The sequence below is a fragment of the Campylobacter sp. CFSAN093260 genome (genome assembly GCF_012890095.1).
Lineage (GTDB): Bacteria > Campylobacterota > Campylobacteria > Campylobacterales > Campylobacteraceae > Campylobacter_D > Campylobacter_D jejuni.
In genome coordinates this window covers 1,001,515-1,024,306 of the sequence record NZ_CP040618.1, presented here as the reverse complement: position 1 = coordinate 1,024,306, position 22,792 = coordinate 1,001,515, and the positions used below count along the sequence as shown (strand labels likewise).

28 protein-coding genes are annotated in these 22,792 nt (G+C 30.5%); 13 read left to right on the top strand and 15 right to left on the bottom strand.

The features are described from left to right. Genes FBF22_RS05275 through FBF22_RS05255 form a run of 5 tightly spaced genes read left to right on the top strand, consistent with a single transcriptional unit; the run spans position 1 to position 3,483 of the window. Positions 1 to 762 (top strand): ATP-binding protein, encoded by a 762-nt coding sequence (locus FBF22_RS05275; RefSeq protein WP_002852748.1) that lies wholly within the window; start codon positions 1 to 3, stop codon positions 760 to 762. Beyond that, on the top strand, positions 759 to 1,445 hold the full coding sequence (locus tag FBF22_RS05270; RefSeq protein WP_002852847.1) for an endonuclease III domain-containing protein: 687 nt from the start codon (positions 759 to 761) through the stop codon (positions 1,443 to 1,445). The genes FBF22_RS05275 and FBF22_RS05270 overlap by 4 nt, the downstream gene beginning before the upstream one ends. After that, positions 1,442 to 2,254 (top strand): bifunctional hydroxymethylpyrimidine kinase/phosphomethylpyrimidine kinase, encoded by an 813-nt coding sequence (thiD, locus tag FBF22_RS05265; protein ID WP_002885404.1) that lies wholly within the window; start codon positions 1,442 to 1,444, stop codon positions 2,252 to 2,254. Before FBF22_RS05270 ends, thiD begins: the two co-directional genes overlap by 4 nt. Next, entirely contained in the window at positions 2,244 to 2,876 is a 633-nt protein-coding gene (gene thiE / locus FBF22_RS05260) for a thiamine phosphate synthase (RefSeq protein WP_002852670.1), read from the top strand. Before thiD ends, thiE begins: the two co-directional genes overlap by 11 nt. Next, positions 2,854 to 3,483: a uroporphyrinogen-III synthase gene (locus tag FBF22_RS05255; RefSeq protein WP_002859147.1), complete on the top strand. Its 630-nt coding sequence runs from the start codon at positions 2,854 to 2,856 to the stop codon at positions 3,481 to 3,483. The genes thiE and FBF22_RS05255 overlap by 23 nt, the downstream gene beginning before the upstream one ends. Here the strand turns inward: FBF22_RS05255 and FBF22_RS05250 are convergent. Genes FBF22_RS05250 through fliW form a run of 5 tightly spaced genes read right to left on the bottom strand, consistent with a single transcriptional unit; the run spans position 3,480 to position 6,007 of the window. Then, positions 3,480 to 3,932, bottom strand: a complete 453-nt coding sequence (locus FBF22_RS05250; protein ID WP_002859148.1) for a hypothetical protein — start codon at positions 3,930 to 3,932, stop codon at positions 3,480 to 3,482. The genes FBF22_RS05255 and FBF22_RS05250 overlap by 4 nt on opposite strands. Further along, positions 3,929 to 4,591, bottom strand: a complete 663-nt coding sequence (locus FBF22_RS05245) for a hypothetical protein (protein WP_002859149.1) — start codon at positions 4,589 to 4,591, stop codon at positions 3,929 to 3,931. The genes FBF22_RS05250 and FBF22_RS05245 overlap by 4 nt, the downstream gene beginning before the upstream one ends. Further along, the gene (locus FBF22_RS05240) at positions 4,588 to 4,890 is read right to left on the bottom strand and encodes a type II secretion system protein (protein ID WP_002853046.1); all 303 of its coding nucleotides are present in this window, start codon (positions 4,888 to 4,890) and stop codon (positions 4,588 to 4,590) included. The genes FBF22_RS05245 and FBF22_RS05240 overlap by 4 nt, the downstream gene beginning before the upstream one ends. After that, positions 4,887 to 5,618 carry a pyrroline-5-carboxylate reductase gene (locus FBF22_RS05235; protein WP_002885405.1) on the bottom strand — a complete coding sequence of 244 codons (732 nt, stop codon included), beginning with the start codon at positions 5,616 to 5,618 and terminating at the stop codon, positions 4,887 to 4,889. The genes FBF22_RS05240 and FBF22_RS05235 overlap by 4 nt, the downstream gene beginning before the upstream one ends. Beyond that, positions 5,618 to 6,007, bottom strand: a complete 390-nt coding sequence (gene fliW / locus FBF22_RS05230; protein WP_002852982.1) for a flagellar assembly protein FliW — start codon at positions 6,005 to 6,007, stop codon at positions 5,618 to 5,620. The genes FBF22_RS05235 and fliW overlap by 1 nt, the downstream gene beginning before the upstream one ends. Before the next feature lie 160 nt (positions 6,008 to 6,167). Here fliW and FBF22_RS05225 point away from each other — a divergent pair, with 160 nt between their 5' ends. Both FBF22_RS05225 and lon read left to right on the top strand, forming a co-directional pair. Beyond that, positions 6,168 to 6,815: an outer membrane protein assembly factor BamD gene (locus FBF22_RS05225; RefSeq protein ID WP_012006727.1), complete on the top strand. Its 648-nt coding sequence runs from the start codon at positions 6,168 to 6,170 to the stop codon at positions 6,813 to 6,815. 16 nt (positions 6,816 to 6,831) lie between these two features. Then, a complete protein-coding gene (lon, locus tag FBF22_RS05220) occupies positions 6,832 to 9,207 on the top strand; it encodes an endopeptidase La (RefSeq protein ID WP_002885146.1) in 2,376 nt (791 codons plus the stop codon). Between the two features lie 60 nt (positions 9,208 to 9,267). Here lon and rpsR read toward each other — a convergent pair whose 3' ends face one another. The 10 genes from rpsR to FBF22_RS05170 all read right to left on the bottom strand — a co-directional run bounded on the left by rpsR (position 9,268) and on the right by FBF22_RS05170 (position 16,000). Further along, positions 9,268 to 9,528, bottom strand: coding sequence for a 30S ribosomal protein S18 (gene rpsR, locus FBF22_RS05215; protein ID WP_002853032.1), 261 nt, complete (start codon positions 9,526 to 9,528; stop codon positions 9,268 to 9,270). Positions 9,529 to 9,538: 10 nt separating this feature from the next. Beyond that, on the bottom strand, positions 9,539 to 10,090 hold the full coding sequence (locus tag FBF22_RS05210) for a single-stranded DNA-binding protein (protein WP_002865738.1): 552 nt from the start codon (positions 10,088 to 10,090) through the stop codon (positions 9,539 to 9,541). An 8-nt stretch (positions 10,091 to 10,098) separates the two neighbouring features. Continuing rightward, positions 10,099 to 10,476 carry a 30S ribosomal protein S6 gene (rpsF, locus tag FBF22_RS05205; RefSeq protein ID WP_002853062.1) on the bottom strand — a complete coding sequence of 126 codons (378 nt, stop codon included), beginning with the start codon at positions 10,474 to 10,476 and terminating at the stop codon, positions 10,099 to 10,101. A gap of 86 nt (positions 10,477 to 10,562) precedes the next feature. Next, on the bottom strand, positions 10,563 to 11,429 hold the full coding sequence (locus tag FBF22_RS05200) for a VirK family antimicrobial peptide resistance protein (protein WP_002868637.1): 867 nt from the start codon (positions 11,427 to 11,429) through the stop codon (positions 10,563 to 10,565). Further along, positions 11,422 to 12,528 carry an RIP metalloprotease RseP gene (rseP, locus tag FBF22_RS05195; RefSeq protein WP_002852927.1) on the bottom strand — a complete coding sequence of 369 codons (1,107 nt, stop codon included), beginning with the start codon at positions 12,526 to 12,528 and terminating at the stop codon, positions 11,422 to 11,424. Before rseP ends, FBF22_RS05200 begins: the two co-directional genes overlap by 8 nt. Continuing rightward, positions 12,525 to 13,061 (bottom strand): CDP-diacylglycerol--glycerol-3-phosphate 3-phosphatidyltransferase, encoded by a 537-nt coding sequence (pgsA, locus tag FBF22_RS05190; RefSeq protein WP_002853053.1) that lies wholly within the window; start codon positions 13,059 to 13,061, stop codon positions 12,525 to 12,527. The genes rseP and pgsA overlap by 4 nt, the downstream gene beginning before the upstream one ends. A gap of 124 nt (positions 13,062 to 13,185) precedes the next feature. After that, entirely contained in the window at positions 13,186 to 13,791 is a 606-nt protein-coding gene (locus FBF22_RS05185) for an NAD(P)H-dependent oxidoreductase (RefSeq protein ID WP_002853045.1), read from the bottom strand. Next, on the bottom strand, positions 13,791 to 14,411 hold the full coding sequence (locus FBF22_RS05180; RefSeq protein WP_002852938.1) for an NAD(P)H-dependent oxidoreductase: 621 nt from the start codon (positions 14,409 to 14,411) through the stop codon (positions 13,791 to 13,793). Before FBF22_RS05180 ends, FBF22_RS05185 begins: the two co-directional genes overlap by 1 nt. Before the next feature lie 63 nt (positions 14,412 to 14,474). After that, positions 14,475 to 14,900 (bottom strand): GNAT family N-acetyltransferase, encoded by a 426-nt coding sequence (locus tag FBF22_RS05175; protein ID WP_002859154.1) that lies wholly within the window; start codon positions 14,898 to 14,900, stop codon positions 14,475 to 14,477. Between the two features lie 11 nt (positions 14,901 to 14,911). Then, positions 14,912 to 16,000, bottom strand: coding sequence for a CinA family protein (locus FBF22_RS05170; RefSeq protein WP_002852915.1), 1,089 nt, complete (start codon positions 15,998 to 16,000; stop codon positions 14,912 to 14,914). A 98-nt stretch (positions 16,001 to 16,098) separates the two neighbouring features. On the opposite strand from FBF22_RS05170, the gene ileS reads away from it, so the two are divergent. From ileS to FBF22_RS05140, 6 genes are read left to right on the top strand one after another with little or no spacing between them, the layout of a single operon-like run. Then, positions 16,099 to 18,852 (top strand): isoleucine--tRNA ligase, encoded by a 2,754-nt coding sequence (gene ileS / locus FBF22_RS05165; RefSeq protein WP_004307646.1) that lies wholly within the window; start codon positions 16,099 to 16,101, stop codon positions 18,850 to 18,852. Next, positions 18,846 to 18,956: a membrane protein gene (locus FBF22_RS05160; RefSeq protein WP_002869114.1), complete on the top strand. Its 111-nt coding sequence runs from the start codon at positions 18,846 to 18,848 to the stop codon at positions 18,954 to 18,956. Before ileS ends, FBF22_RS05160 begins: the two co-directional genes overlap by 7 nt. Then, positions 18,953 to 20,314 carry an Asp-tRNA(Asn)/Glu-tRNA(Gln) amidotransferase subunit GatA gene (gene gatA / locus FBF22_RS05155; protein ID WP_002855710.1) on the top strand — a complete coding sequence of 454 codons (1,362 nt, stop codon included), beginning with the start codon at positions 18,953 to 18,955 and terminating at the stop codon, positions 20,312 to 20,314. Before FBF22_RS05160 ends, gatA begins: the two co-directional genes overlap by 4 nt. Before the next feature lie 9 nt (positions 20,315 to 20,323). Beyond that, a complete protein-coding gene (gene guaB, locus FBF22_RS05150) occupies positions 20,324 to 21,781 on the top strand; it encodes an IMP dehydrogenase (RefSeq protein ID WP_002856408.1) in 1,458 nt (485 codons plus the stop codon). Beyond that, on the top strand, positions 21,778 to 21,951 hold the full coding sequence (gene xseB / locus FBF22_RS05145) for an exodeoxyribonuclease VII small subunit (RefSeq protein ID WP_002853034.1): 174 nt from the start codon (positions 21,778 to 21,780) through the stop codon (positions 21,949 to 21,951). Before guaB ends, xseB begins: the two co-directional genes overlap by 4 nt. Then, positions 21,944 to 22,726: a carbon-nitrogen hydrolase family protein gene (locus FBF22_RS05140; protein WP_002888304.1), complete on the top strand. Its 783-nt coding sequence runs from the start codon at positions 21,944 to 21,946 to the stop codon at positions 22,724 to 22,726. Before xseB ends, FBF22_RS05140 begins: the two co-directional genes overlap by 8 nt. Positions 22,727 to 22,792 lie beyond the last annotated feature (66 nt).

Genomic DNA, 22,792 nt, shown 5'->3' with positions numbered 1-22,792 from the left:
ATGGATTGGAATAAAACTTATGCAGCAATTTATAGAGCAAGAAAAGATTATTTAAAGCCTATTTTTGAAATCGATCCTATTGCTTTAAAAGATTTAGTAGGTATGGAAAGTCAAAAAAAAGCACTTTATGAAAATACTTTAAATTTCATTCAAGATAAGGGAGCAAATCACGCACTTTTATGGGGATCTAAGGGCACTGGAAAATCAAGTTTAATTAAAGCTATATTTAATGAATTTAAAGAACAGGGCTTAAGACTTGTCGAATTAAATAAAGAAGATTTATTTGCCTTAGCAGATATCATCGATGAAATCAGATTAGAAAATTTTAAATTCATACTTTTTTGTGATGATTTTTCTTTTGAAAAGGGAGATGATAGTTATAAATTTTTAAAACCTTTACTTGAGGGAAGCATAGAAAAAGCCCCAAATAATGTAATTATTTATGCGAGTTCAAATCGTAGGCATTTATTAAGTGAAAGCATTACTGATAATCTTGATACGCAAATCACACATACAGAACTTCATTTAAGCGATGCTGCTGAAGAAAGATTAAGTTTGAGTGATAGATTTGGTTTGTGGTTAAGTTTTTATCAGGGAAATTTAGAAGAGTATTTAAAGATGATAGATTTTTATTTTAAAGATTATTCTTGTGATAAAGAGCTTTTGCACGCTAAAGCTAAAGAATTTGCTACTCTAAGAGCAAGTAGAAGTGGTCGTACCGCAAAGCAATTTTATTTAGCTTTTAAGGAGAATTTTAAATGACTGGAGCACAAATTTTTACCAAGCTTTTAAATTTGGATTTAAATTATCATGATTTTGATTGGCTTGAAAATCAAGGATTGAGTGAATTTGAGCTTTTAATTTCTGTCGTTTTAACTCAAAATACAAATTGGAAAAATGTCTTAAAAGCTTTAGAAAATTTAAAAAAAGAAAATATTGCAAGCTTAGAACAAATCAATACTTTATCCAATTTAGAACTTGCAACTTTAATTAAGCCTAGCGGATTTTATAATACCAAAACTAAGCGTTTAAAAGGTTTGGTAGAAAGTATCATAAACACTTATGAAAATTTAGAAAATTTTAAAACAAATGCAAGCAGAGAATGGCTTTTAAATATCAAAGGTTTAGGTTTTGAAAGCGTTGATAGTATTTTAAATTATCTTTGCAAAAGAGAGATTTTGGTTGTAGATAATTATAGTTTGCGTTTGGCTTTTTACTTAGGTTATGAGTTTGAAAATTATGAAGAATTAAGAGAATTTTTTCAAAGTGACATAGAGAGTGAGCAAGAAAATTTGTATAAAATTTTAGGAAAAAAATGCGAACTTTACGAACTTTATCAAATTTTTCATGCTTTGATTGTAGCTTTTGCAAAACAGAGTTTTAAAGGACAAAAATTAAGCCCTAAGGGTGAAGAATGGATCAAAATTTTAAAGGAAGATTTATGAAAGCAAAAGGAAGTGAACTTATACCTGTTTTAACTATAGCAGGGAGTGATTGTAGTGGTGGAGCAGGGATACAAGCCGATCTTAAAACCTTTAGTGCACACAATCTTTTTGGTATGAGTGTGGTTTTAAGTGTGGTAGCTGAAAATACCGCAAGGGTGATTTCTGTACACGATATACCTACTCAAAGCGTGGATGAACAAATGCTTGCCGTGTTTGAAGATATAGTGCCAAAGGCAACTAAAATCGGAATGATAGGTTCTTGTGAATTAATGAGCTGTGTAGCTAAAAATTTAAGCGAGTTTAAACCTCAAAATGTAGTTATTGATCCTGTAATGTTTGCCAAAAATGGCTATGCTTTAATGCCGCAAGAAAATTGTGATTTTTTCAAACAAACTATAATAAAATTTGCAGACATTCTTACTCCTAATATTCCTGAAGCAGAGTTTTTGTGTGGTTTTAAGATCGCTAATGAAGAGCAGATGATAAAAGCAGCTAAGCATTTATGCAGCTTGGGGGTTAAGGCAGTTTTACTTAAAGGCGGACATAGTGAAGCAAATGCCAATGATGTGCTTTATAATGGAAAAGAAATTTATATTTTAAAAGGCGAACGCATAGAAACTAAAAATACTCACGGTACAGGTTGTACGCTTTCTTCGGCTATTGCTAGTAATTTAGCTAAAGGCAAGGATTTATTTCACGCTGTTAGTGAAGCTAAAGATTATGTAAGAAATGCGATTTATTATTCACTTAATCTTGGAAAAGGTTGTGGTCCTACAAATCATTTTTTCAAGTTTCTAGATGAAAAATAAATTAGATCTTAGCCTTTATTTGGTTGCTACTAAGGGAAATAAAAGCGAGGAGTGTTTTTTAAATACTTTAGAAAATGCTATAAAAGGCGGAGTAAGTATCATACAACTTCGTGAAAAAGAGCTTAATGCAAGAGAATTTTATAAACTAGGCTTAAAGGTGCAAAAACTTTGCAAGTCTTATAAAATACCTTTTTTGATTAACGATAGGGTGGATATAGCTTTAGCCTTAGATGCTGATGGGGTGCATTTAGGACAGGAAGATTTAGAAGCAAAATTAGCTAGAAAGCTTTTAGGAGATGAAAAAATCATAGGCTTAAGTCTTAAAAAGTTAGAACAACTTGAGTTTATACAAGGAGTAAATTATCTAGGTTGTGGAGCTATTAAGGCAACGCCTACTAAAGAAAGTTCGCTTTTAAGCCTTGAGCTTTTAAGTCAAATTTGTGATAAAAGCCCTATAGGGGTTGTAGCCATAGGTGGGATTGACAAAGAAGCACTTGTTGAGTTAAAGGGTATAAATTTAAGCGGTGTGGCTGTGGTTAGGGCGATCATGGATGCTAAAGATGCTTTTTTGGCAGCTAAAGAGCTAAAGCGTAAAATCTATGAAAATTTATCTCTTAAATGAAACTCCTTTTGAAGGGGTGGAAAATCTTATTTTAAATGAGATTGTTTTTTATGATTTTAGTGTGGATTTGAGTTTGTATGATGCTTTAATCTGCACTTCAAAAAATGCTTTAAAAGCTTTACAACATGCAAAAATCACTTTAAATTTCAAACTCAATTTATACGCTGTGGGACAAAGTACAGCTCAATACGCTAAAAATTTAGGTTTTAAAAAGATTAAAATTCCATCAAAGGCTTATGGAAAAGATCTTTTTCTTGAATTTAAAGAGGAGTTAAAAATGCAAAAATGTTTGTATTTAAGGGCTAAAAATATTGTTTCAACTTTAAATTTGGATCTTAAAAATGTAGGTGTGGATTTAGATGAAATGATTGTTTATGAAAATGTTTTTAAAAAAGGCGACAAAAAGCTTATCTATCCTGCTATTTTTATATTCACCTCTCCTTTAAGTGTAGAAAATTTTTTAAAATTTTATAGCTTAAAAGAAGAAGATAAGGTTGTAGTTATAGGGCAAAGCACAGCAAAGAAGCTTTTAAATTTTAAAAATCTTTATATATGCGAAAACCAAAGTCTTTTAGACTGTGTTAAGCTCGCTAAGACTTTGGTTTAATTTTTTAAATTCCAAAAATTTTCTTTGGGATAAATAATAATGCTTTTTGTGAGTAAAATTTCATCATTGACGTTTTTATCACGATTTAAAGCAATACTAATGTGGGCTATAATAACACCATCTTTGCTTAAATTTGCATCGGGATTGAAGTTGGAAAATTTAAAATTAACACATTGTGCAATAGGATAAAAATATTTTATTTTAATCAAAGCTTTTGTGTAATTAAAATATATATTGTCTAAACATTCTTTATTTTCTTGCTTTGCTTGATATAAAAAATATTTAGAAAATTGCGTTGCATTGTGACTTAAAATTTGAGCTTGAAGGTAGTAATAACTATCTTGGATTATTTTTGGAGTATAGCTGGATATGTTTAAGGTCAAGCTCATCCATAGACTTATTAGTAGTATTAAAAAAATTGTCCAAATTAAAACATAAGCTTTTTTCACAGTAAAATTCTTTTTTCAAGGCAATGTTTTGTTTGTCTTTTTAGGCAAATTTTTAATTTATTGTTTTGCAGGTTAAATGAGCTTATGTTTTTAGAAATTAATCCTTGTTGGTTTAATTGTTCATTAAATTTTGGCTTTATTTCATATATAAGTTCTTCATTTTGCAATTTGATAACTAATTGAGCTTGCAAAGGAATAAAACTACCTGTAAAATTTGCAGATATACCATTTTCCAAGATAGATATTTTTTCAATCTTATTAATTTTATAAGCATAGCTAATATGTTCATTGTCGTTATATAAATCTTTTCTATTTTGGAGTTGTGTTTTAAAATCAGAATGAGGTGAATAAAGTGTATGATTATTTTCTAAAATAAGAGCAGAATTAATAAGATAAAGTTTATTATCTTTTAGGCTAATTAACTCATCTTTTAAAAGACATTTTAATGTATTCTGTGAAAATGTAATATTAATACAATTTTGTATTAATTTTTCTATTTTAAGCAAGTTTAAATGTGCTTGAGTGATAAGATTGTTTGTATGTAAAGCAGTAAAATTTAAATGATAAAAATCCATTAAAGGTTTTGAAAGTAAGTTAGTTATAAAAGTAAAAAGTATTAGTGATATTATAAGTTCAAAAAGTGTAAAAGCTTTGCTCATTCTTTAAAATAAACGCTATAATTTTGATCTTGAAAGTATAATTTTTGAAATTGAAATATACCGTCATTAACAAACTGTTCTTGTAAAACTATAGGTTTTAAGGCTGAAGTTTGAAGTATGATGGTTTTAAAAATAGGCTTTTCATATAATTCTTCTTGAAGTTTATAGAGTCTTTCAAAAATATTTAAATTTTCATAGTTTTTGTAAAGTTGAATATAGTAATAAAAAATGCCAATGAAAATTAAAGATATGATCGTTATAGCACTAATGCTTTCTATAAGTATGAAAGCCTTTTTCATTTAGCGCTGCTAGCATTTATGGCTTCAAAAAAACTTCCGCGAATTCCTTTTTGTTCGAGTATTTTTATGCCTTTTATTGTAACTCCGCCAGGGGAGCAAATATTTTCTTTGATAATAGCTGGATGTTCATGTTCTAGTAAAGCACTAGAGCTTTTAAATAAAGAGCGCGTAAGATTGAGACTAAGTTCTTTTGACAAACCTTCATAAACTCCAGCATTAGCAATGCTTTCTGCTATAAGTGCTAAAAAAGCAGGAGCGCAGCCGCTAATCGCCATAGCTGCATTCATTTGTATTTCATTATCTAATTTATAAGCCGAGCCAAAAGTTTTTAAAATGTCTAAAATTTCATTTTCAAAATGAGAGTTTTTAAGTATATATGGTGTGGTTGAAGCCTTGTATTTAGCTGCTGTATTGGATATTATTCTAACATAATTTTGAGCTTTGATGGTTTGTAGTTTTTCAAAATCAACATTGGCTAAAACAGAGATTAAGATACGTGCTTGTCCTTTTAGCATTTGAGCAATATTTTCTAAAGCATAAGGTTTAAATGCTAAAATAACATCTTTACCTTCTATGTTAAAATCTTTGTAAAGTAAGGTTTTAAAGCCTTCTTTGGCGAGGGCTTGAAGTTTTTCTATACTTCTTCCTACTATACAAATTTCATAATCATCTTTTAACCCATAGGCTAAGGCTGTTGCCATAGATCCATTTGCAAGTATATAGAGCATTATTTTTTAATATAATTAGCAATTTGATCAGCTTGAAAAAAGTCGGGATAATTAACTGTATCTAGTATCACTTGTACCATAGTATTATTATCAAGATTAATGACTACTGGAGCTAGAAAATTCACTGTCGATTCTTCAATGCTTTTTGCTATGGCTACTATATTAAAAATTTTCATATTAGATTCAGGTGTTAAAGAAAGAAGCTCTTGATAATAAGTTGGTATATCAAATTCATAATCAGGTCTAATCAAATAAGGATTAATTAAAACAAAAGAAAAGTCTTTACCATCAAGACTTTTAAGTCTTACAAATACTTCATCGATAGTTGAAAATTCCATATTTTTGGTTTCTTCAAAACCTAAGATAGGGCATTTAACAGCTAGGGTCATGTTTTCTCCTCAAGTTATAATGTTTAATATTTTAACATAAAATAAGCAATAATCATTCCAAAATTTTAAATTATTTAATTAATTTTATTATAATTTTAGAAGAACATAATTATAAAATCGTTAAAATATATATTTTTGAGAATATAAATCAAGGTGAAGTATGAAAAAAGGTATTTTTTTATTGGTTTTTTTAAGTATTTTTTTTAGTGCGTGTAGTACGAAAAATGATGAAGGTTTATACAATCTTAGTGCTAGTGAGTGGTATAAGCAAATTATTAAAGATTTGCAGGACAAGGATTTGGAAAAAGCTGATGATCATTATAATGGTATGGCAAGTGAGCATGTTGCCGATCCTTTATTAGAAACTACTTTAATTATTTTAGCACAAGCTCATATGGATGAAGAGGAATATAAGTTAGCTGAATTTTATTTAGATGAATATAATAAAAAATTTGGAAATTCACGCAATGCTGATTATATTCGTTATCTTAAAATTAAAGCAAAATTTGATGCATTTGCAGTGCCAAATCGTAATCAGGCTTTAATGCTTGAAAGCCAAAAAGAAATAGATACTTTTTTGAAAGATTATCCTTATACAGAATATGAACCTTTGGTTCAAACAATGCTTACAAAATTTAATTTAGCGGTTTTTTATCTTAATAGTACTATAGAAAATCTATACCAGCGCATAGGGCATGATGAAAGTGCACAAATTTATAAACAAAGACTTCAAGAAAGTGAATTTTATCAGCAAAGTATTATCAAACCTGAGCTTCCTTGGTATAGAAGTATATTTGAAAGATTTTAATAAACAAGGAAAATAAATGCAGATTGAAGAGATACAAAATTATCCAGCAAATTTACCAGTATTGGTTGAAGATGAATTATTTTTATATCCTTTTATGATAACTCCTATTTTTATTAACGATTTATCCAATATGAAAGCTTTAGATCTCGCGATTAAAAATGATAGCATGCTTTTTGTTGCACCTTCAAAGTTGGAAAATGGAAGAAATTTTGATGAAATTTATAATTGCGGAGTGATTGGGACTATCATGCGAAAAGTTCCTTTGCCTGATGGAAGAGTGAAAATACTTTTTCAAGGATATGCCAAGGGTAAAATTATAGAGCAAATTTCTAATAAACCTTTAGAAGCCAAGATAGAACTTATAAAAGAAGACTTTTTAGAAGGAACTAAAAAAGAAGCACTTCTTGAAGTTTTAAAAGAGAAAGTAAAAAATTTGGCAAATATTAGTCATTATTTTTCTCCAGATCTTTTAAGAACAATTGAAGAAGGTTTTGATGCATCTAGGATTTGCGATTTGATTTTAAATACTGTGCGTATTAAAAAACAAGTTGCTTATGAGTTTTTTGTTTTAACAGATCTTGAGCAAAAATTAGTAAAATTAATAGATTTAATTGCTCAAGAAATAGAAGCTAATAAAATTCAAAAAGAAATTAAAAATAAAGTACATTCTCGTATTGATAAGGTAAATAAAGAATATTTTTTAAAAGAACAATTAAGACAAATTCAAAAAGAGCTTGGTTCTGATACGCAAAAAGAAGATGAGGTTAGAGAGTATCAAAAGCGTCTGGAGTTAAAGAAGAAATTTATGCACGAAGACGCTTATAAAGAAATCAAAAAACAAATTGAAAAATTCGAACGCATTCATCAAGATAATTCCGAAGCATCGATGATTCAAACTTACATAGAAACAGCATTAGATGTTCCTTTTGAAAAAATTTCTAAGAAAAAACTTGATATTAAGGAAGTTTCAAAACAGCTCAACCATGATCATTATGCATTAAATAAACCAAAAGAACGCATAGAAGAATATTTTGCAGTTAGGGAACTTTTAGAAAAAAGAAAAATAGCAGAAAAAGATGGTGCTAAAGTTATACTTTGTCTTTATGGGCCTCCTGGCGTGGGTAAAACTTCACTGGCAAATTCTGTTTCAAAAGCTTTAAAAAGAGAGCTTATTCGTATAGCCTTAGGTGGACTTGAAGATGTTAATGAGCTGCGTGGTCATCGTAGAACTTATATAGGCGCTATGCCTGGACGTATTACTCAAGGACTCATAGAGGCAAAACAAATTAATCCTGTAATTGTATTGGATGAAATTGATAAATTAAATCGCAGTTTTAGAGGCGATCCAAGTGCGGTGCTTTTAGAAATTTTAGATCCAGAGCAAAATTCTAAATTTAGGGATTATTATTTAAATTTTAATATTGATTTAAGTAAAGTCATTTTTATAGCAACGGCAAATGATATTAGCAATATTCCTGCACCTTTAAGAGATAGAATGGAATTTATAGAACTTAGCTCTTATACTCCAAGTGAAAAATTTCATATAATGAAAAAATATTTAATTCCAGATGAGCTTAAAAAACATGGCTTAAAATCCAATGAATTATTTATTGATGATGAAACTATAGAGCTAATCATTAGCGATTATACTCGTGAATCAGGAGTTAGAAATTTGCGTCGCAAAGTGGCAGAGTTGTGTCGTAAGAGTGCTAAAAAACTACTTTTAGAAAATATTAAAAAAGTCATTATTAATACAAAAAATTTGAATGAATTTTTAGATAAAAAAGTTTTTGAAATAGAAAAAAATAATGGAGAAAATCAAGTAGGTCAGGTCAATGGTTTGGCTTGGACAAGCGTAGGTGGAGATGTTTTAAAAGTAGAGGCTGTAAAAATTAAAGGTAAAGGAGAATTAACGCTCACAGGAAGTTTGGGTGATGTAATGAAAGAATCAGCTAGAATTGCTTTTAGCATGATAAAAGTTTTAATCGATGAAGGAAAAATAAAAATACCTAAAAAAATAATTATTGATCCTAAAGTTAATGTTTATGATAGTTATAATATTCATATACATGTGCCAGATGGAGCTACTCCAAAAGATGGCCCAAGTGCAGGTATTACGATAAGCACAGCTATTGCTTCTATTTTTAGTGATAAAAAGGTTAAAGCAGATGTTGCAATGACGGGTGAAATAGATTTAAAAGGAAAAGTTTTACCAATAGGTGGATTAAAAGAAAAATTAATTGCAGCTTATAAAGCAGATATAAAAACAGCTTTAATTCCAAGAAAAAATTACGAAAGAGATTTAAAAGATATTCCTAGTGAGGTTAGAGACAATATGGAAATCATTGCTGTTGATACTTTCAGTGATGTTTTAGAATATACTTTGGTTTAATTTTATTTTGAGAATAAATGTATAAGAAAGCAAACTTTTTACAAGTTTGCTTTTAAAAGATTATAGTCCTTCAAAAGGATTGTTGATTACTTCTTTTCTATCCACTATATAAGGGATAAGGGCTACATGTCTTGCGCGTTTGATTGCAACTTCTACCATTTCTTGGTATTTTTTGCTTGTGCCTGTTAAACGGCGTGGCATGATTTTAAATCTTTCAGATAAAGCATGTTTTAACATTGCTGTATCTTTATAATCAATAAATTCAACTTTTGCTTCAGTGTATTTGCAATATTTGCGAGAGTATTTTCTTTTTTCTGCCATAGTTTATCCTTTAAAATGGTAAATTAGTATCATCGCTATCATAAGCATCGATATCAATTTCTTTTAATTTTTCTTCGTGTTGTGGGCTTTGGTTTCTCTGTGGAGCAGGGTTTGCTTTTGCTTTATTAAAATTTTGATTTTCACTCATATAAGGATCATAGCTTTGATTTTCATAGTTTCCACTATAATTGTTGTTTGAAAAGCTATTATTGCCAAAATTTCCGCCTTGTTGTGGAGCATTGGAATTGCCAAGCATTTCCATATTTTCAACTTGAATGCTATGTTTAGAGCGATTTTGTCCATTTTGATCACTCCATTGTTCAAATCTCAAACGTCCTTCTATGAGTACTTTTGAACCTTTTGTAAGGTATTGGTTTGCAACTTCTGCGGTGCGACCATAAAAGCTTATATCAATAAAGCAAGTTTCTTCTCTTTTTTCTCCATTTGCGGTAAATCTTCTTGTTACTGCTATAGCGGAAGCTCCAATAGCACTACCGCTTTGTGCATAACGCATTTCTATATCACGTGTAAGATTTCCAACCAAAACAACTTTGTTAAACATCTTTTTCCTTACTGAATTTCAGGAGCATCTAAAGGTTTAATTTCTTTTTTAGATTGCTTAATCCCGTGGCTTAGTTTTTCCCAAGCTGCAATTTCTTTTTTATTTTCATATTTTACGATTAAAAATCTTATTACTTCTTCAGTGATTCTTAACACCCTTTCAAGCTCAGCGATCAAGTTTGTAGGAGCTTTGAAATAAATCACAAAATAAGTTCCTCTTTCGTATTTTTTGATTTTATACGCTAATTTTCTAGTACCCATTGGAACAACAGTTTCAATTTCTGCACTATTTTTGGTTAGGACTTCTTTAACGAATTCCAACTTCGCATTCACTTCCTCTTCAGTAAGTGTTGGTTTTAAGATAAATAAAACCTCATAATGTTTCATCTTTTCTCCTTATGGATATTAAAGCCCATTTTTATGAGCAAGGATTTTGCATAAAGCAAGACTAGATTATATCAAAATATACTTAATTAGTCTTGAATACTTAAGGTTTTATCTAAATTTGTTTTGATTTCTTCAAGCATAGCAAAACGTTTTTTATACATGGAGCGTTTTTGCGAAGGGATTTCTTCTAGGTTTTTTTGAGAGTGGTGGAGTTTATAGTATTTGTGTTTATTGATTTTTATTAATTCTCCACCATTTTCTAGCCAAATTTTTTGATAATCTACAAAATAGCCTTTTTCTTTTCCTTTTTGAGAACGGATTTGATTTTTTTCATGTACACCTAAAGTAGCTTGAAGTTTTAAAATTTCACAAAGCATCTTAGAGCATTCTATAAGTAAAGCAACAGGGCGCAAACCATGACATTTTTTAGTTAAAATTTTATTAATTTCTAAAATATTAAAATCTTTGTATTTATGTCCTTGTATACAAGAAAGTAGAAGATTGTTTTCTAAAGTAAAGCAAAAATTACATTGTAAGATTGTGTATTTTTTAAATTTTAAAGAAAAAGCCCAAAAACCTTCTTCGCAAACATTATAGTTATATCCTAAAAAAAGCTCAAAATCTTCATCAAAAGAAAAAATTATTTGTTCCTCGGGAAGAAATTTAAAACAAGCGAGTCCCTTATCAACATCATAAATAAGTGTTTTAACACGTTCATTTGCTTTAAAACTTTTATCACAAAATCTTCTTGTAGCATTGTAACAAGCATAGGGTCTTTGAGAGAAAAAGTCTTTTAAATGTTTATTTTTTTCTTTATTAAGCGTTTTTTCTAGAAGTCTTACTTGAGGAAAATATAAAATTTTTCTTGCTTGAAAACGCAAATAGCGCCAAAAGATTATACTTTTTCTTCTATCAGTAAAATTTGGAATAGGGTAGGAAAATTTTTTATTCACCTATAATCCTTGATATATCATTATAAGTTGCAAAGAGCATTAAACTTAAAAGTATTGCCATGCCTGTATAGCTTAAATATTCAAAAGTACGCTGTGGAACTTTGCGTCTAAAAATCATTTCATAAAGATTAAAAAGTATATGTCCTCCATCAAGCATAGGAATAGGTAAAAGATTTAAAATGCCTAAATTTATAGAAATTAAAGCAGTGATAAATAAAAGCAAAGTAAAGCTATTTTGTGCAGCCTTTGAGGTAATTTCAGTCATGGTGATAATACCGCCTAAATTTTTTGCTTCAACTTCACCACTTATGAGTTTTACAATACCCTTGATGATGAGTGTAGAAGCTTGAAAACTTTCTTGTGCGGCATATTTAAAACTTTCTAAACCTTGGTGTTTTACAAGAGTGCTTGTCCCATTTGGACTGACTCCAAGTTGAGGTTTTTCAACGATTTGTCCAAAGTCATTGTATCCTTGTCCTATTTTTGGAGTTAAAATAAATTCTAAATTTTTTCCTTCTCTATTGATTAATATTTTCAAAGGATCTAAACTTAAATGCTTTGAAATTTCATCAAAGGTTTGAATTCTTATACCGTTAATTTCTAAGATAGTATCATTTTTTTGAAGTCCTATTTCTTGTGCAGCAGAGTTTGGCGCTATGTTTCCTATTTGCGGAGCAAGTTTGTTTAGACCTAAATTTCCTATGATAATATAAAGAAAAAAAGCTAAAATTAGATTAAAAAATGGTCCAGCAAAAAGAATATAAATCTTTTTTAAAGGACTTAAAATGCTATAGCTATCTTTGTCTAGATTTTCAAAACCAGGACGCATATCATCTTGTCCTTTAAGTTTAACATATCCTCCAAGTGGTAAAGTGCTTAAGCGATAGTTTGTGCCTTTAAATTCACGCTCTATAAGACTTTTTCCAAATCCTATACTAAAAACTTCAACTTTTACACCCAAAGATCTTGCAGCCAAAAAATGTCCTAATTCGTGAAAGAAAATTAAAAATGAGATGACTAAAACAGTTGCTAAAAATTCAATAGAATAAAATTTAATTCCCAAAATCAAAATAACAATTAAAAATAATAAAGATCTCATTTTTCTCCTTTTTTTTGAGCTTTTATATAAGTATAGATGTATTCAAATCCAGAATAAAGAGTTAAAATCAAAGCTATGTAAAGTAGAATTTCACCGCCTATCCACTCCATGATTAAAAATCCTATCGCAGTCATTTGAAAAGCGGTTTTAAGTTTGCCTGCAAAAGAAGCATTGACATTTAAATTTTCGCTAATCATTACAACTCTAAAACCTGTGATAAAAAATTCCCTTACTAATATAATATAAATTACCCATTCATTAGCTTTTCCTGTAAGTAAAAGCCCTAAAAAAGCTGCTAAAACAAGCATTTTATCGGCTAATGGATCTAAGATTCCACCCAGTTTTGTAGTTTGTTTCCAAGTTCTTGCGATGTATCCATCAAAAAAATCACTTAAAGCTGCTAATGAAAAAGTTAAAGCAGCAAAATAGTTAATCCAACTTTGATGAATATTTTCAAAATGATGAATTAATAAAAAAAATAGCAAAGGCGCTAAAACCATTCTAAAAATCGCCAAGATATTGGGTAAATTCATAACAAGCCTTGTGAAATTAAATGTAAAATTATAATCAAAATTGTATAAAATTTAAGCAAAGACTTAGTAAAAATACAAAAAAGAATCAGTTTATTTTTATTTAAATTTTGCTTAAAAGCAAAATTTAAATAAATTTTACAACTTCATCAAAACTAAAACGATTTTTTTGAGGATTTTTTTCATCGTTGCAATATCCTAAAGCCACCACCAAACTTGATCTTTCTTTTTGAATATCAAGTGATAAATAAGAATTAAGCTTTTGTTTATCAAAACCACCTATAGTGCAGCTTGCTATATTTAAAGCATTAGCACTGTAAAGTATGCTAGCTAGAGCTATATGAGCTTGTTCTCTTGCATAAGATATTTTTTCTTCTTGATTTAGAGATTTTAAAAAAGGCATATAAGCATCTAAGCGTTTTTGAATTTCTGTTTCACTCATATCTCTTTTTCTAAGTTTTTCTTCAAAATAATCCAAAAAATCAAGTCTTGAAATGATGATAATTAACGCAGCGCAATCTTTTACATGTTTTTGCTGGTTGCAAATTTTAGAAAGTTCTTCTTTTCTTTTCTCATCTTGCACTACTATAAATTTCCAAGGTTCCAGTCCTAAGGAGCTTGGGCTTAATCTTGCTATTTCTAAAATAGAATTTAAATCCTCTTTTTTGAGTTTTTCATTTTTAAAATTTCTACAAGAATATCTTGTACTAAAAATTTCAAGTTCTTTTTTCATTATTTTTCCTTGTAAAATTCGACGACTTCATTAAAATTTAAGCGTTGAGTAGAATATTTTGGTTCATGGGCTTTATATCCTAAGGATAAAATTACAGCAGTTTCAAAAGGATAAGTTAAATTAAGAAAATCATCAACCTTAGCTTTTTCAAAGCCACCTATCATACAAGAATCAATACCTAAGCTCATTGCAGCTAGTGACATTTGCATCATAGCAAGATAGCATTGAAGTTGTGCATAATGATAGAGTTCATTATCATTCATTGCATTGGTTTTATGAGTATAAATTTCTAAAATTTTTTGAAAATTTTCTTCGCTAGAACCTGAGAAACGACGCACTTGTTTTTGTGCAAATTCATCTTTGCTTTGAAGATCTTTTCTTGCTAGAAAAATAATATTATGACTCGCACTTGCTACATTTTGTTGATTGTAACATAGAGTTGAGAGCTTAAGATTATGTTCTTTTTGTTCTAATACTACAAATTTCCAAGGCTCAAATCCATGTGAGCTTGGGGCTAAGACTCCGCTTTCTAAGATAAAATGCAAATCCTTTTCATTGATTTTTTTATCATTAAAAAGTTTGCAAGCTCTGCGTTTTGAAATTAGTTCTTTAAAATTCATTTTATTCCTTAAAATCAAAAATAATAATATTAATTATAAAATGCAAAGCTTAATCAAAAAATATTATAGTTTGATATTTTTCTTAAAAACAAAACCGGATTTTTCAAAACCCATTTTTTGGATATAAAATTCATGAGCTTGTGTTCTAAAAAAACTTGAACTTAGTTCTAATTCTTCATATCCTCGATCTTTTGCCCAAATTTGGATTTTTTTCAAAAAAGCTTGACCTATACCCTTTCCTCTTAAAGTTTCATCTACGACAAAATCACAAATATAAAGACAATGATTATGATAAAGTACATTAAAGGGCATGACTCCACAAGCTGCTTTGTAGCTTCCCTCATTTTCATAGGCAAAAAGTTTATAATGTTGAGTTTGTGTAGCAAGTTGGATTTTGTCTAAAAAATCTTTCAAAGATAGGTTATTTCTTAATTGTTTTATCAAGGGATAAATTTTTTCCAAGTCTTCTTTTAGCTTAATTTCTTTCATTTTTAAATCCCTTAAATTTCAAAAATTTCAGGTTTTAATTTTAGAAGTAAGCAAAAAGTTGCCAAAACAGCTTGTTCTTGCATAAATTCACGATCTCCATCTAAATAAAGCGTTTCTTGGATAAAAGTTCCATCTCTAAACATTGCACCTATATAAATAGTGCCTGATTTTATTTTTCCCTCATCTTTTTCGCCAACTACTCCGCTAATAGCTAAGGCAAAATCAGGATTAGCTGTTTTAAAAATACCTTTTAGCATAAAATAAACACAACGTTCACTGTATTCGCCATTATTTTCTAAGACGCTTTCGCTAATTCCAAGCCATTCGTGTTTGATGCGGTTGGAATAACTTACAATAGAACCTTCAAAAATTTCACTTACACCTGAAATTTTGGTTAAGGTACTTGCACAAAGTCCACCTGTGCAACTTTCAGCAAAAGAAATTTTTAATTTTTTTTCTAAAAGTTTAGAGCTTATAAAATGTATAGGATCTTTACCTAAAAACACCTTTTGTCCAAAAAGATTTTTTACGCTATTTAAAAAACCATCAAGTTTTCCAAAATTAGCGCAAGTGGCCTTAATAAGCACAAGATTATCTAAAAGCTTGGTTGATTTTATACTTATCTCATAAGATTTTGTTAGGGTTTGCAGTAGTAATATAGCGCTTTCATCATCCATGCCAAAAATGCAAAAATATGCAAAATTTAATTTTATATGCCCAAGAAGATTGGGTAATTTTTCGCTTGGATTTATTTTAACGACATTGATTTTTGAATTTGAAAAATTACACACAAAGCTATTTTTACTAAATTCTGCTTTATCTGGAACCAAGGTATCATCTTTTAAGATAAGATTATCATCATTTAAAGTTGCTAAAATTTTAGCAACAGTCGCATAATGCAAAGGGCTTGTAAATAAAGTGATAAAATCATACTGATTTAAGAGATTTTCAAGCAAAAAGGGTAAATCTTTATCGGTTTTATTTTGTATGCGAATTTCGTTAATTTCTTTAAATTTTTCTTCATAAGTTCTATAAATATAATTTTTGAATTTTTCGTTTATAGTAAGCTCATCTCCTATAAGATAAAGCAAATGTTTCATAAATTTTCCTTTTTTTCTTATAATTATAGCTAAAAACAAAGTAGAAATTAAAGCTAATTTGAGTAGAATTTAAGATTATTAAAAATTAGGTGGAAAAAATGGACTACAAAGAAACTCTACTTTTGCCCAGTACTAGTTTTGCTATGCGGGCGAATTTAGCGGAACTTGAACCGCAAAGATTTAAAAAATGGTTTGAGCAAAATTATGCTTATGAAAAAATGAAAGAAAATCGCAAAAATGCGAAAAAAAGTTTTACCTTACACGATGGCCCCCCTTATGCTAACGGACATATCCATATAGGACATGCTTTAAATAAAATTTTAAAAGAAACTATTATCAAAACGCATTATTTTAAAGGTGAGAGTGTGCGTTTTACTCCAGGGTGGGATTGTCATGGTTTACCTATAGAACAACAAGTAGAAGTAAAGCTTGGAGAAAAGAAAAAAAGCTTAAGCAAGAAAGAAATTCGTGAGTTTTGCAGACAACATGCGAGTGAATTTGTAGATATCCAAAGAGAAGAATTTAAAAATTTAGGCATTATTGCGGATTGGGATAAGCCTTATTTGACTATGAAATTTGAGTTTGAAGCAGCGATTTATAGAACTTTATGCGAGATTGCTAAAAAAGGCTTACTTTGTGAGCGTTCTAAACCTGTTTTTTGGAGTTGGGCGGCAAAGTCAGCTTTAGCGGAAGCTGAAGTAGAGTATCAAGATAAAGAAGATTATTCTATCTTTGTGGCTTTTGATTTAGATGTAAAAGCTTGCGAAAAATTAGGCGTTTCAAAAGCAAGCGCAGTGATATGGACAACTACGCCTTGGACTTTGGTGGCTAATCAAGCTATAGCTTTAAATCCTAATGAAAATTATGTGATCACCAAAGAAGGTTTGATTTTTGCAAGTGCTTTACTTAAAAGTATGGTAGAAAAAGGACTTACAAGTGGAGAAATTCAAAAAGAATTAAACGCAAAAGAATTTGAAAAACTTGAAGCTATCAATCCTTTAAATGGAAGAGAATCTGTTTTAATTATGGGTGAGCATGTATTGATGGATGGTGGAAGTGGACTTGTGCATACTGCACCAGGACATGGCGAAGATGATTACTATGCTTGTTTGAAATACGGTATTGAAGTTTTAATGCCTGTTGATGATGGTGGATGTTATGATGAAACTTTAAGAGCTAAAGAGCTTTTGCCTTCTCATTTGCTTGAAGAGTTTATAGGTCTTCATATTTTTAAGGCCAATGAAAAAATTTTAGAACTTTTAGGCGCAAAACTGTTACATTCTTCTAAATTTATACACTCTTATCCGTTTTGCTGGAGAACACATAAACCTGTAATCTATAGAGCTACTAAACAATGGTTTATTTTAATGGATGAGCCAAAACTTCAAGGAAAAACCTTAAGAGAGTGTGCAAAAGAACAACTTTTAAAAACAACTTTTTATCCGCAAAGTGGGGTAAAAAGAATAGGTTCTATGGTGGAAAATCGCCCAGATTGGTGTATTTCAAGACAAAGGGACTGGGGAACGCCTATAGCCTTTTTTAAAGATAAAAACACTAAAGAAGTCATTTTTGATGATGAGCTTTTTGACTTTGTAGCGGCTATTTTTGAAAAACACGGCGCTGATGCGTGGTGGGAGTTTGAAATCAAAGATTTAATTCCTACAAATTCAAAATACAACGCTGAAAATTTAGAAAAAGTATATGATATTTTAGATGTTTGGTTTGATAGTGGAAGTACTTTTAATGCGGTTTTAAATAGCGGACTTTATGACGCAGGAGAAAAAAGAGCAAGTATGTATTTAGAAGGAAGCGATCAACATCGGGGTTGGTTTCAAAGCTCTTTGCTTGTAGGTACAGCGATCAATGAAAGTGCACCTTATGAAAGCATTTTAACTCATGGTTTTACCACCGATGAAAAAGGGCAAAAAATGTCTAAATCTAAAGGCAATGTGATTGCTCCTGAATATGTAGCAAAAACCTATGGAGTTGAAATTTTAAGACTTTGGATACTTTTAAGTGATTATTCAAGTGATTTAAAAATTTCAGACAATATCTTAAAACAAGTAGGCGAACAATACCGCAAAATAAGAAACACTATAAGATTTTTACTTGCCAATACCAATGATTTAAAAGATTTAAAAGTTAAAGAATTTAGTTTTATTGATAAATGGATATTAAGCCGTGCAACTAAAGTTTTTAAAGCAAGCAAAGAGGCATTTTTTGCTTATGAATTTGCTAAAGGTTTTAGTTTGCTTTTAAATTTCTTAAGTGCGGATTTAAGTGGGATTTATCTTGATATCAGTAAAGATAGACTTTATTGTGATAGCGAAAATGCCCAAAGAAGAAAATCTGCTCAAGTGGCTATGGCTTTGATAGCAAAAGAGCTTTTAAATTTACTTGCTCCAAATTTAAGCTATAGTGTAGATGAGGCTTTAGAACATGCTAATGTTTTAATCAAAGGTGATGCAAAAGATGTATTTGATCTAAGTTTAACTCAGGATTTTGATTATGATTTTGGTATAGATGATACATTTTTAATGAGTGCTAGAGAGAAATTTTTTGAACAGATTGATATACTTAAAAAAGATAAAATCATTAAATCTACTTTGGAATTAAATTTAAACATCAGTTTTAATAAATTCCCAAATGAGGAATTAGCCGATTGGTTTATGGTAAGTCAAATCAGCAATGAAAATGAAGAAATTTTGGCTGAATTTGAAGTAGAGAATGAGAAATTTAAAATCACCAAAGCTTCACTTTGTAAATGCCCAAGATGTTGGAAACTTCAAAGTAAAGATGAAGAAACACCTTGTTTAAGATGTGAAGAAGTTTTAAAAGGGATTCAATGCTAGAAAATCCTATTCCAAATAGCATTATCATCACAACTATAGCGGTGGTTTTGGCTTTTAGTGCTTTAGCAGTATTTTTGATCAAAAAAACAAAGGAAAATAAATGATAACTTTAAAAGAAGCTTTAAAATACTCCAAAGAAGAACTTGAAAATTTAAAAAAAGAACTCAATGAAAAAGCAAAAAAAGAAAAAAAAATAGGTGCTTATATCGAACAATTTTTAGATAAAGACTTAAGTGTTTCAGGTGAAGGTGTGCCTGTAGCTATAAAAGATAATATCAGCGTAAAGGGCTGGGAGCTTACTAGTGCGAGTAAGATTTTACAAGGTTATATCGCTCCTTATGATGCAAGTGTGATTGTTAATTTAAAAGCTAATGGTTTTTCTCCTTTTGGGCGTTGCAATATGGATGAATTTGCTATGGGAAGTTCAACAGCGAGTTCTTATTATGGCAAAACTTTAAATCCTTTAAATTTTGAGCGTGTGCCAGGTGGTTCAAGTGGTGGAAGTGCTGCTGCGGTAGCGGGTGGCTTGGCTTTGGCAAGTTTGGGTTCTGATACAGGAGGATCTGTACGTCAGCCTGCAGCTTTTTGTGGTTGCGTAGGATTTAAACCGAGTTATGGAAGAGTGAGTCGCTATGGCTTAGCTTCTTATTCTTCAAGTTTGGATCAAATTGGGGTTTTAACGCAAAATGTAGAAGATGCGGCAATTTTATATGATGCGATCGCAGGATATGATAAAATGGATAGCACGAGTGCAAATATCGAGTTTATCAAAACCGCTCCAAATTTAAATGCAAATAAAAAATTAAAAATTGCAGTGATTGAAAATTATGTCAATGATGCAGATAGTGAAGTAAAAAACGCACTTTTAAAAACCATAGATATGTTAAAAGCTAATGGACATGAGATTGTATATAAAAATTTGCTTGATTCTAAGTTTGATATCGCAGCGTATTATATCATCGCAACAGCTGAAGCAAGTGCAAATTTAAGTCGTTATGATGGGGTGCGTTATGGCAAGCGTTCTGAAAATATCCAAAATTTAAAAGAAATGTATGTAAATACACGCAGCGAAGGTTTTGGAGAAGAAGTAAAAAGAAGAATTTTGTTAGGAACTTTTGTTTTAAGCAGTGGATATTATGATGCGTATTATATTAAAGCACAAAAAGCTAGAGCTTTTATTAAGGCAAAATATGAAGAAATTTTGCAAGATTGTGATCTTATTTTTATGCCTGTAACGCCTACAACGGCTTTTAAATTTGATACTCAAAAAAGCCCTATGCAAACTTATTTAGAAGATGTTTATACTATCTCTGTAAATTTAGCAGGACTTGGAGGCATTAGTGTGCCTGTTGCAAAAGATAAAGAAGGGCTTAATATATCAGCACAACTGATTTGCAAAGCTTATGATGAACAAACCTTGTTAGATGGGGCTTTAAGTTTAGAACAAATGATTAAACATTAAGGATGAAAGATGAAAATTGTAAAAAGAGCTTTAACTTTTGAAGATGTATTATTGCGTCCTGGGTATTCTGAAGTTTTACCTAAGGAAGTAAAAATTCACACTAAATTAACAAAAAATATCACTTTAAATATGCCTTTAATCTCTGCGGCTATGGATACAGTTACTGAACACAGGGCTGCTATTATGATGGCAAGACTTGGAGGGCTTGGAGTGATTCATAAAAACATGGATATAGCCTCACAGGTTAGAGAAGTAAAAAGAGTGAAAAAAAGCGAAAGCGGGGTGATTATCGATCCTATTTTTGTAAGTCCTAAGGCAAGTGTTGCGGAAGCTTTAGAAATTATGGCAGAGTATAGAATTTCAGGTGTTCCTGTAGTAGATGAAGATAAGAAACTAATAGGCATACTCACCAATCGTGATTTAAGATTTGAGAGTGATTTTTCAAATTTGGTTGAAAATGTTATGACTAAAATGCCTTTAATTACTGCTCCAAAGGGTTGTACTTTAGATGATGCGGAAAAAATTTTCAGCACCAACAAAGTAGAAAAACTTCCTATAGTTGATGAACAAGGACGCTTGGAAGGACTTATCACTATAAAAGATCTTAAAAAACGCAAAGAATATCCTGATGCCAATAAAGATAATTTTGGAAGATTGCGCGTGGGTGCGGCTATAGGAGTAGGGCAAATGGATCGTGTGAATGCTTTAGTTGAAGCAGGCGTTGATGTTGTTGTGCTTGATTCTGCGCATGGGCATTCTAAGGGTATTATTGATACAGTAAAAGCAATTAAGGCTAAATATCCAAATTTAGATCTTATCGCAGGAAATATCGCCACTGCAGCTGCAGCAAAAGCACTTTGTGAAGCAGGAGTAGATGCGGTTAAAGTAGGTATTGGGCCAGGAAGTATTTGTACTACACGTATTGTTTCAGGTGTGGGCGTGCCTCAAATTTCAGCCATTGATGAGTGCGTGGAAGAAGCAAATAAATTTGGCGTTCCTGTGATAGCTGATGGCGGGATTAAATATTCAGGTGATATCGCAAAAGCTTTAGCTGTAGGTGCGAGTTCTGTTATGATAGGATCGCTTTTAGCTGGAACGGATGAGAGCCCAGGAGAGCTTTTTACTTATCAAGGAAGACAATATAAGTCTTATCGTGGTATGGGCTCACTTGGGGCTATGCAAAAGGGAAGTTCGGATAGATATTTTCAGCAAGGTACTGCTCAAGATAAACTCGTTCCTGAAGGTATAGAAGGGCGTGTTCCTTATGTGGGAAGTATAAGAAGCGTGGTGCATCAACTTTTAGGAGGTTTGCGTTCTTCTATGGGTTATGTTGGGGCTAAAGATATAGAAGATTTTCAAAAAAGAGCCGAATTTGTTGAAATTACCACTGCAGGGCTTAAAGAAAGTCACGTGCATGATGTTACTATCACTCATGAAGCACCAAACTACAAGGTTAATCATCAATGAGTTTTGAAGAAAATTTAAAACACGCTAATGAATCTTTGGAAAAATTAAATAATCAAGAGCTTGCCTTAGATGAAAGTGTAAAAATTTATAAAGAAGGTTTAGAGAGTATCAAAAAAGCAAGACTTGAGCTTGAAAAAGCAAAATTAGAAGTGGAGCAAATCGATGAGTAAAATAGCAGCTTTACAGTTTCCAACTTTAGCTTTAAGTGAATCAAGGCTTGATTATTATCTTAAAGCTTCAAAAGACAATGGAGTAAATTTAGTAGTTTTGGGAGAATATGTGATCAACAGTTTTTTTACAGAACTTTTGCATATGCCAAAAAATATGATAAAAGAACAAAGCGAAGCTAAAAAAGAAAGCTTGATTAAACTTGCTAAAAAATACGAATTAGAAATTATCGCTCCTTATGTAAGCGTTGAAGCTAAAAGTTATAAAAAACTTTGCTTAAAAGTTACTCCAAATGGTGTGAAAAGTTATGAACAGCAAATTTTAATGCCTTATGAACATTGGAATGAAGAAAAATTTTTCAGCAACAAAACTCCATCAGAATTAAAAATTTTTACTTTTAATTATGAAAAATTAAAATGTGCTTTGCTTTTTGGTTTTGAGACACATTTTGATATTTTTTGGCAACAGATTATGGCGAAAAAAATTGATTTGGTTATCGTTCCTAGTGCTTGTACCTTTGAAAGCAAACAAAGATGGGAAGAACTTTTAAAAACAAGAGCTTTTTTAAATTCTACAAGCATTTTAAGAGTAAATCGCATAGGCAAAACAAAAGATGAGTGGAATTTTTACGGCGATACTTTGTTTATTAATGCTTTTGGTGAGATAGAAAGTAAATTGGGTTCTGAAGAAGAAATGCTTATTATAGAGCCTAAAAAAAGTGATGAAGCAAGAAAACTTTGGGGTTTTGATAAGATAATAAAAGAATTTAAAAATTAAATTTATACTTATAGATTTATAAGTTTATAAAAGTTATCTAGAGCTGATAGAAGCTAAGGTTTATAT

What these genes read in the sequence shown, in the direction of transcription:
- FBF22_RS05240 (WP_002853046.1), bottom strand. Translation starts at nt 4,890, where the DNA reads ATGAAAAAGGCTTTCATACTTATAGAAAGCATTAGTGCTATAACGATC.
- thiE (WP_002852670.1), top strand. Translation starts at nt 2,244, where the DNA reads ATGAAAAATAAATTAGATCTTAGCCTTTATTTGGTTGCTACTAAGGGA.
- thiD (WP_002885404.1), top strand. Translation starts at nt 1,442, where the DNA reads ATGAAAGCAAAAGGAAGTGAACTTATACCTGTTTTAACTATAGCAGGG.
- lon (WP_002885146.1), top strand. Translation starts at nt 6,832, where the DNA reads ATGCAGATTGAAGAGATACAAAATTATCCAGCAAATTTACCAGTATTG.
- FBF22_RS05160 (WP_002869114.1), top strand. Translation starts at nt 18,846, where the DNA reads ATGCTAGAAAATCCTATTCCAAATAGCATTATCATCACAACTATAGCG.
- FBF22_RS05175 (WP_002859154.1), bottom strand. Translation starts at nt 14,900, where the DNA reads ATGAAAGAAATTAAGCTAAAAGAAGACTTGGAAAAAATTTATCCCTTG.
- rpsF (WP_002853062.1), bottom strand. Translation starts at nt 10,476, where the DNA reads ATGAAACATTATGAGGTTTTATTTATCTTAAAACCAACACTTACTGAA.
- rseP (WP_002852927.1), bottom strand. Translation starts at nt 12,528, where the DNA reads ATGAGATCTTTATTATTTTTAATTGTTATTTTGATTTTGGGAATTAAA.
- FBF22_RS05225 (WP_012006727.1), top strand. Translation starts at nt 6,168, where the DNA reads ATGAAAAAAGGTATTTTTTTATTGGTTTTTTTAAGTATTTTTTTTAGT.
- FBF22_RS05210 (WP_002865738.1), bottom strand. Translation starts at nt 10,090, where the DNA reads ATGTTTAACAAAGTTGTTTTGGTTGGAAATCTTACACGTGATATAGAA.
- FBF22_RS05235 (WP_002885405.1), bottom strand. Translation starts at nt 5,618, where the DNA reads ATGCTCTATATACTTGCAAATGGATCTATGGCAACAGCCTTAGCCTAT.
- FBF22_RS05140 (WP_002888304.1), top strand. Translation starts at nt 21,944, where the DNA reads ATGAGTAAAATAGCAGCTTTACAGTTTCCAACTTTAGCTTTAAGTGAA.
- FBF22_RS05170 (WP_002852915.1), bottom strand. Translation starts at nt 16,000, where the DNA reads ATGAAACATTTGCTTTATCTTATAGGAGATGAGCTTACTATAAACGAA.
- FBF22_RS05180 (WP_002852938.1), bottom strand. Translation starts at nt 14,411, where the DNA reads ATGAATTTTAAAGAACTAATTTCAAAACGCAGAGCTTGCAAACTTTTT.
- FBF22_RS05185 (WP_002853045.1), bottom strand. Translation starts at nt 13,791, where the DNA reads ATGAAAAAAGAACTTGAAATTTTTAGTACAAGATATTCTTGTAGAAAT.
- xseB (WP_002853034.1), top strand. Translation starts at nt 21,778, where the DNA reads ATGAGTTTTGAAGAAAATTTAAAACACGCTAATGAATCTTTGGAAAAA.
- rpsR (WP_002853032.1), bottom strand. Translation starts at nt 9,528, where the DNA reads ATGGCAGAAAAAAGAAAATACTCTCGCAAATATTGCAAATACACTGAA.
- pgsA (WP_002853053.1), bottom strand. Translation starts at nt 13,061, where the DNA reads ATGAATTTACCCAATATCTTGGCGATTTTTAGAATGGTTTTAGCGCCT.
- FBF22_RS05245 (WP_002859149.1), bottom strand. Translation starts at nt 4,591, where the DNA reads ATGAGCAAAGCTTTTACACTTTTTGAACTTATAATATCACTAATACTT.
- guaB (WP_002856408.1), top strand. Translation starts at nt 20,324, where the DNA reads ATGAAAATTGTAAAAAGAGCTTTAACTTTTGAAGATGTATTATTGCGT.
- ileS (WP_004307646.1), top strand. Translation starts at nt 16,099, where the DNA reads ATGGACTACAAAGAAACTCTACTTTTGCCCAGTACTAGTTTTGCTATG.
- FBF22_RS05275 (WP_002852748.1), top strand. Translation starts at nt 1, where the DNA reads ATGGATTGGAATAAAACTTATGCAGCAATTTATAGAGCAAGAAAAGAT.
- gatA (WP_002855710.1), top strand. Translation starts at nt 18,953, where the DNA reads ATGATAACTTTAAAAGAAGCTTTAAAATACTCCAAAGAAGAACTTGAA.
- FBF22_RS05255 (WP_002859147.1), top strand. Translation starts at nt 2,854, where the DNA reads ATGAAAATTTATCTCTTAAATGAAACTCCTTTTGAAGGGGTGGAAAAT.
- FBF22_RS05270 (WP_002852847.1), top strand. Translation starts at nt 759, where the DNA reads ATGACTGGAGCACAAATTTTTACCAAGCTTTTAAATTTGGATTTAAAT.
- fliW (WP_002852982.1), bottom strand. Translation starts at nt 6,007, where the DNA reads ATGACCCTAGCTGTTAAATGCCCTATCTTAGGTTTTGAAGAAACCAAA.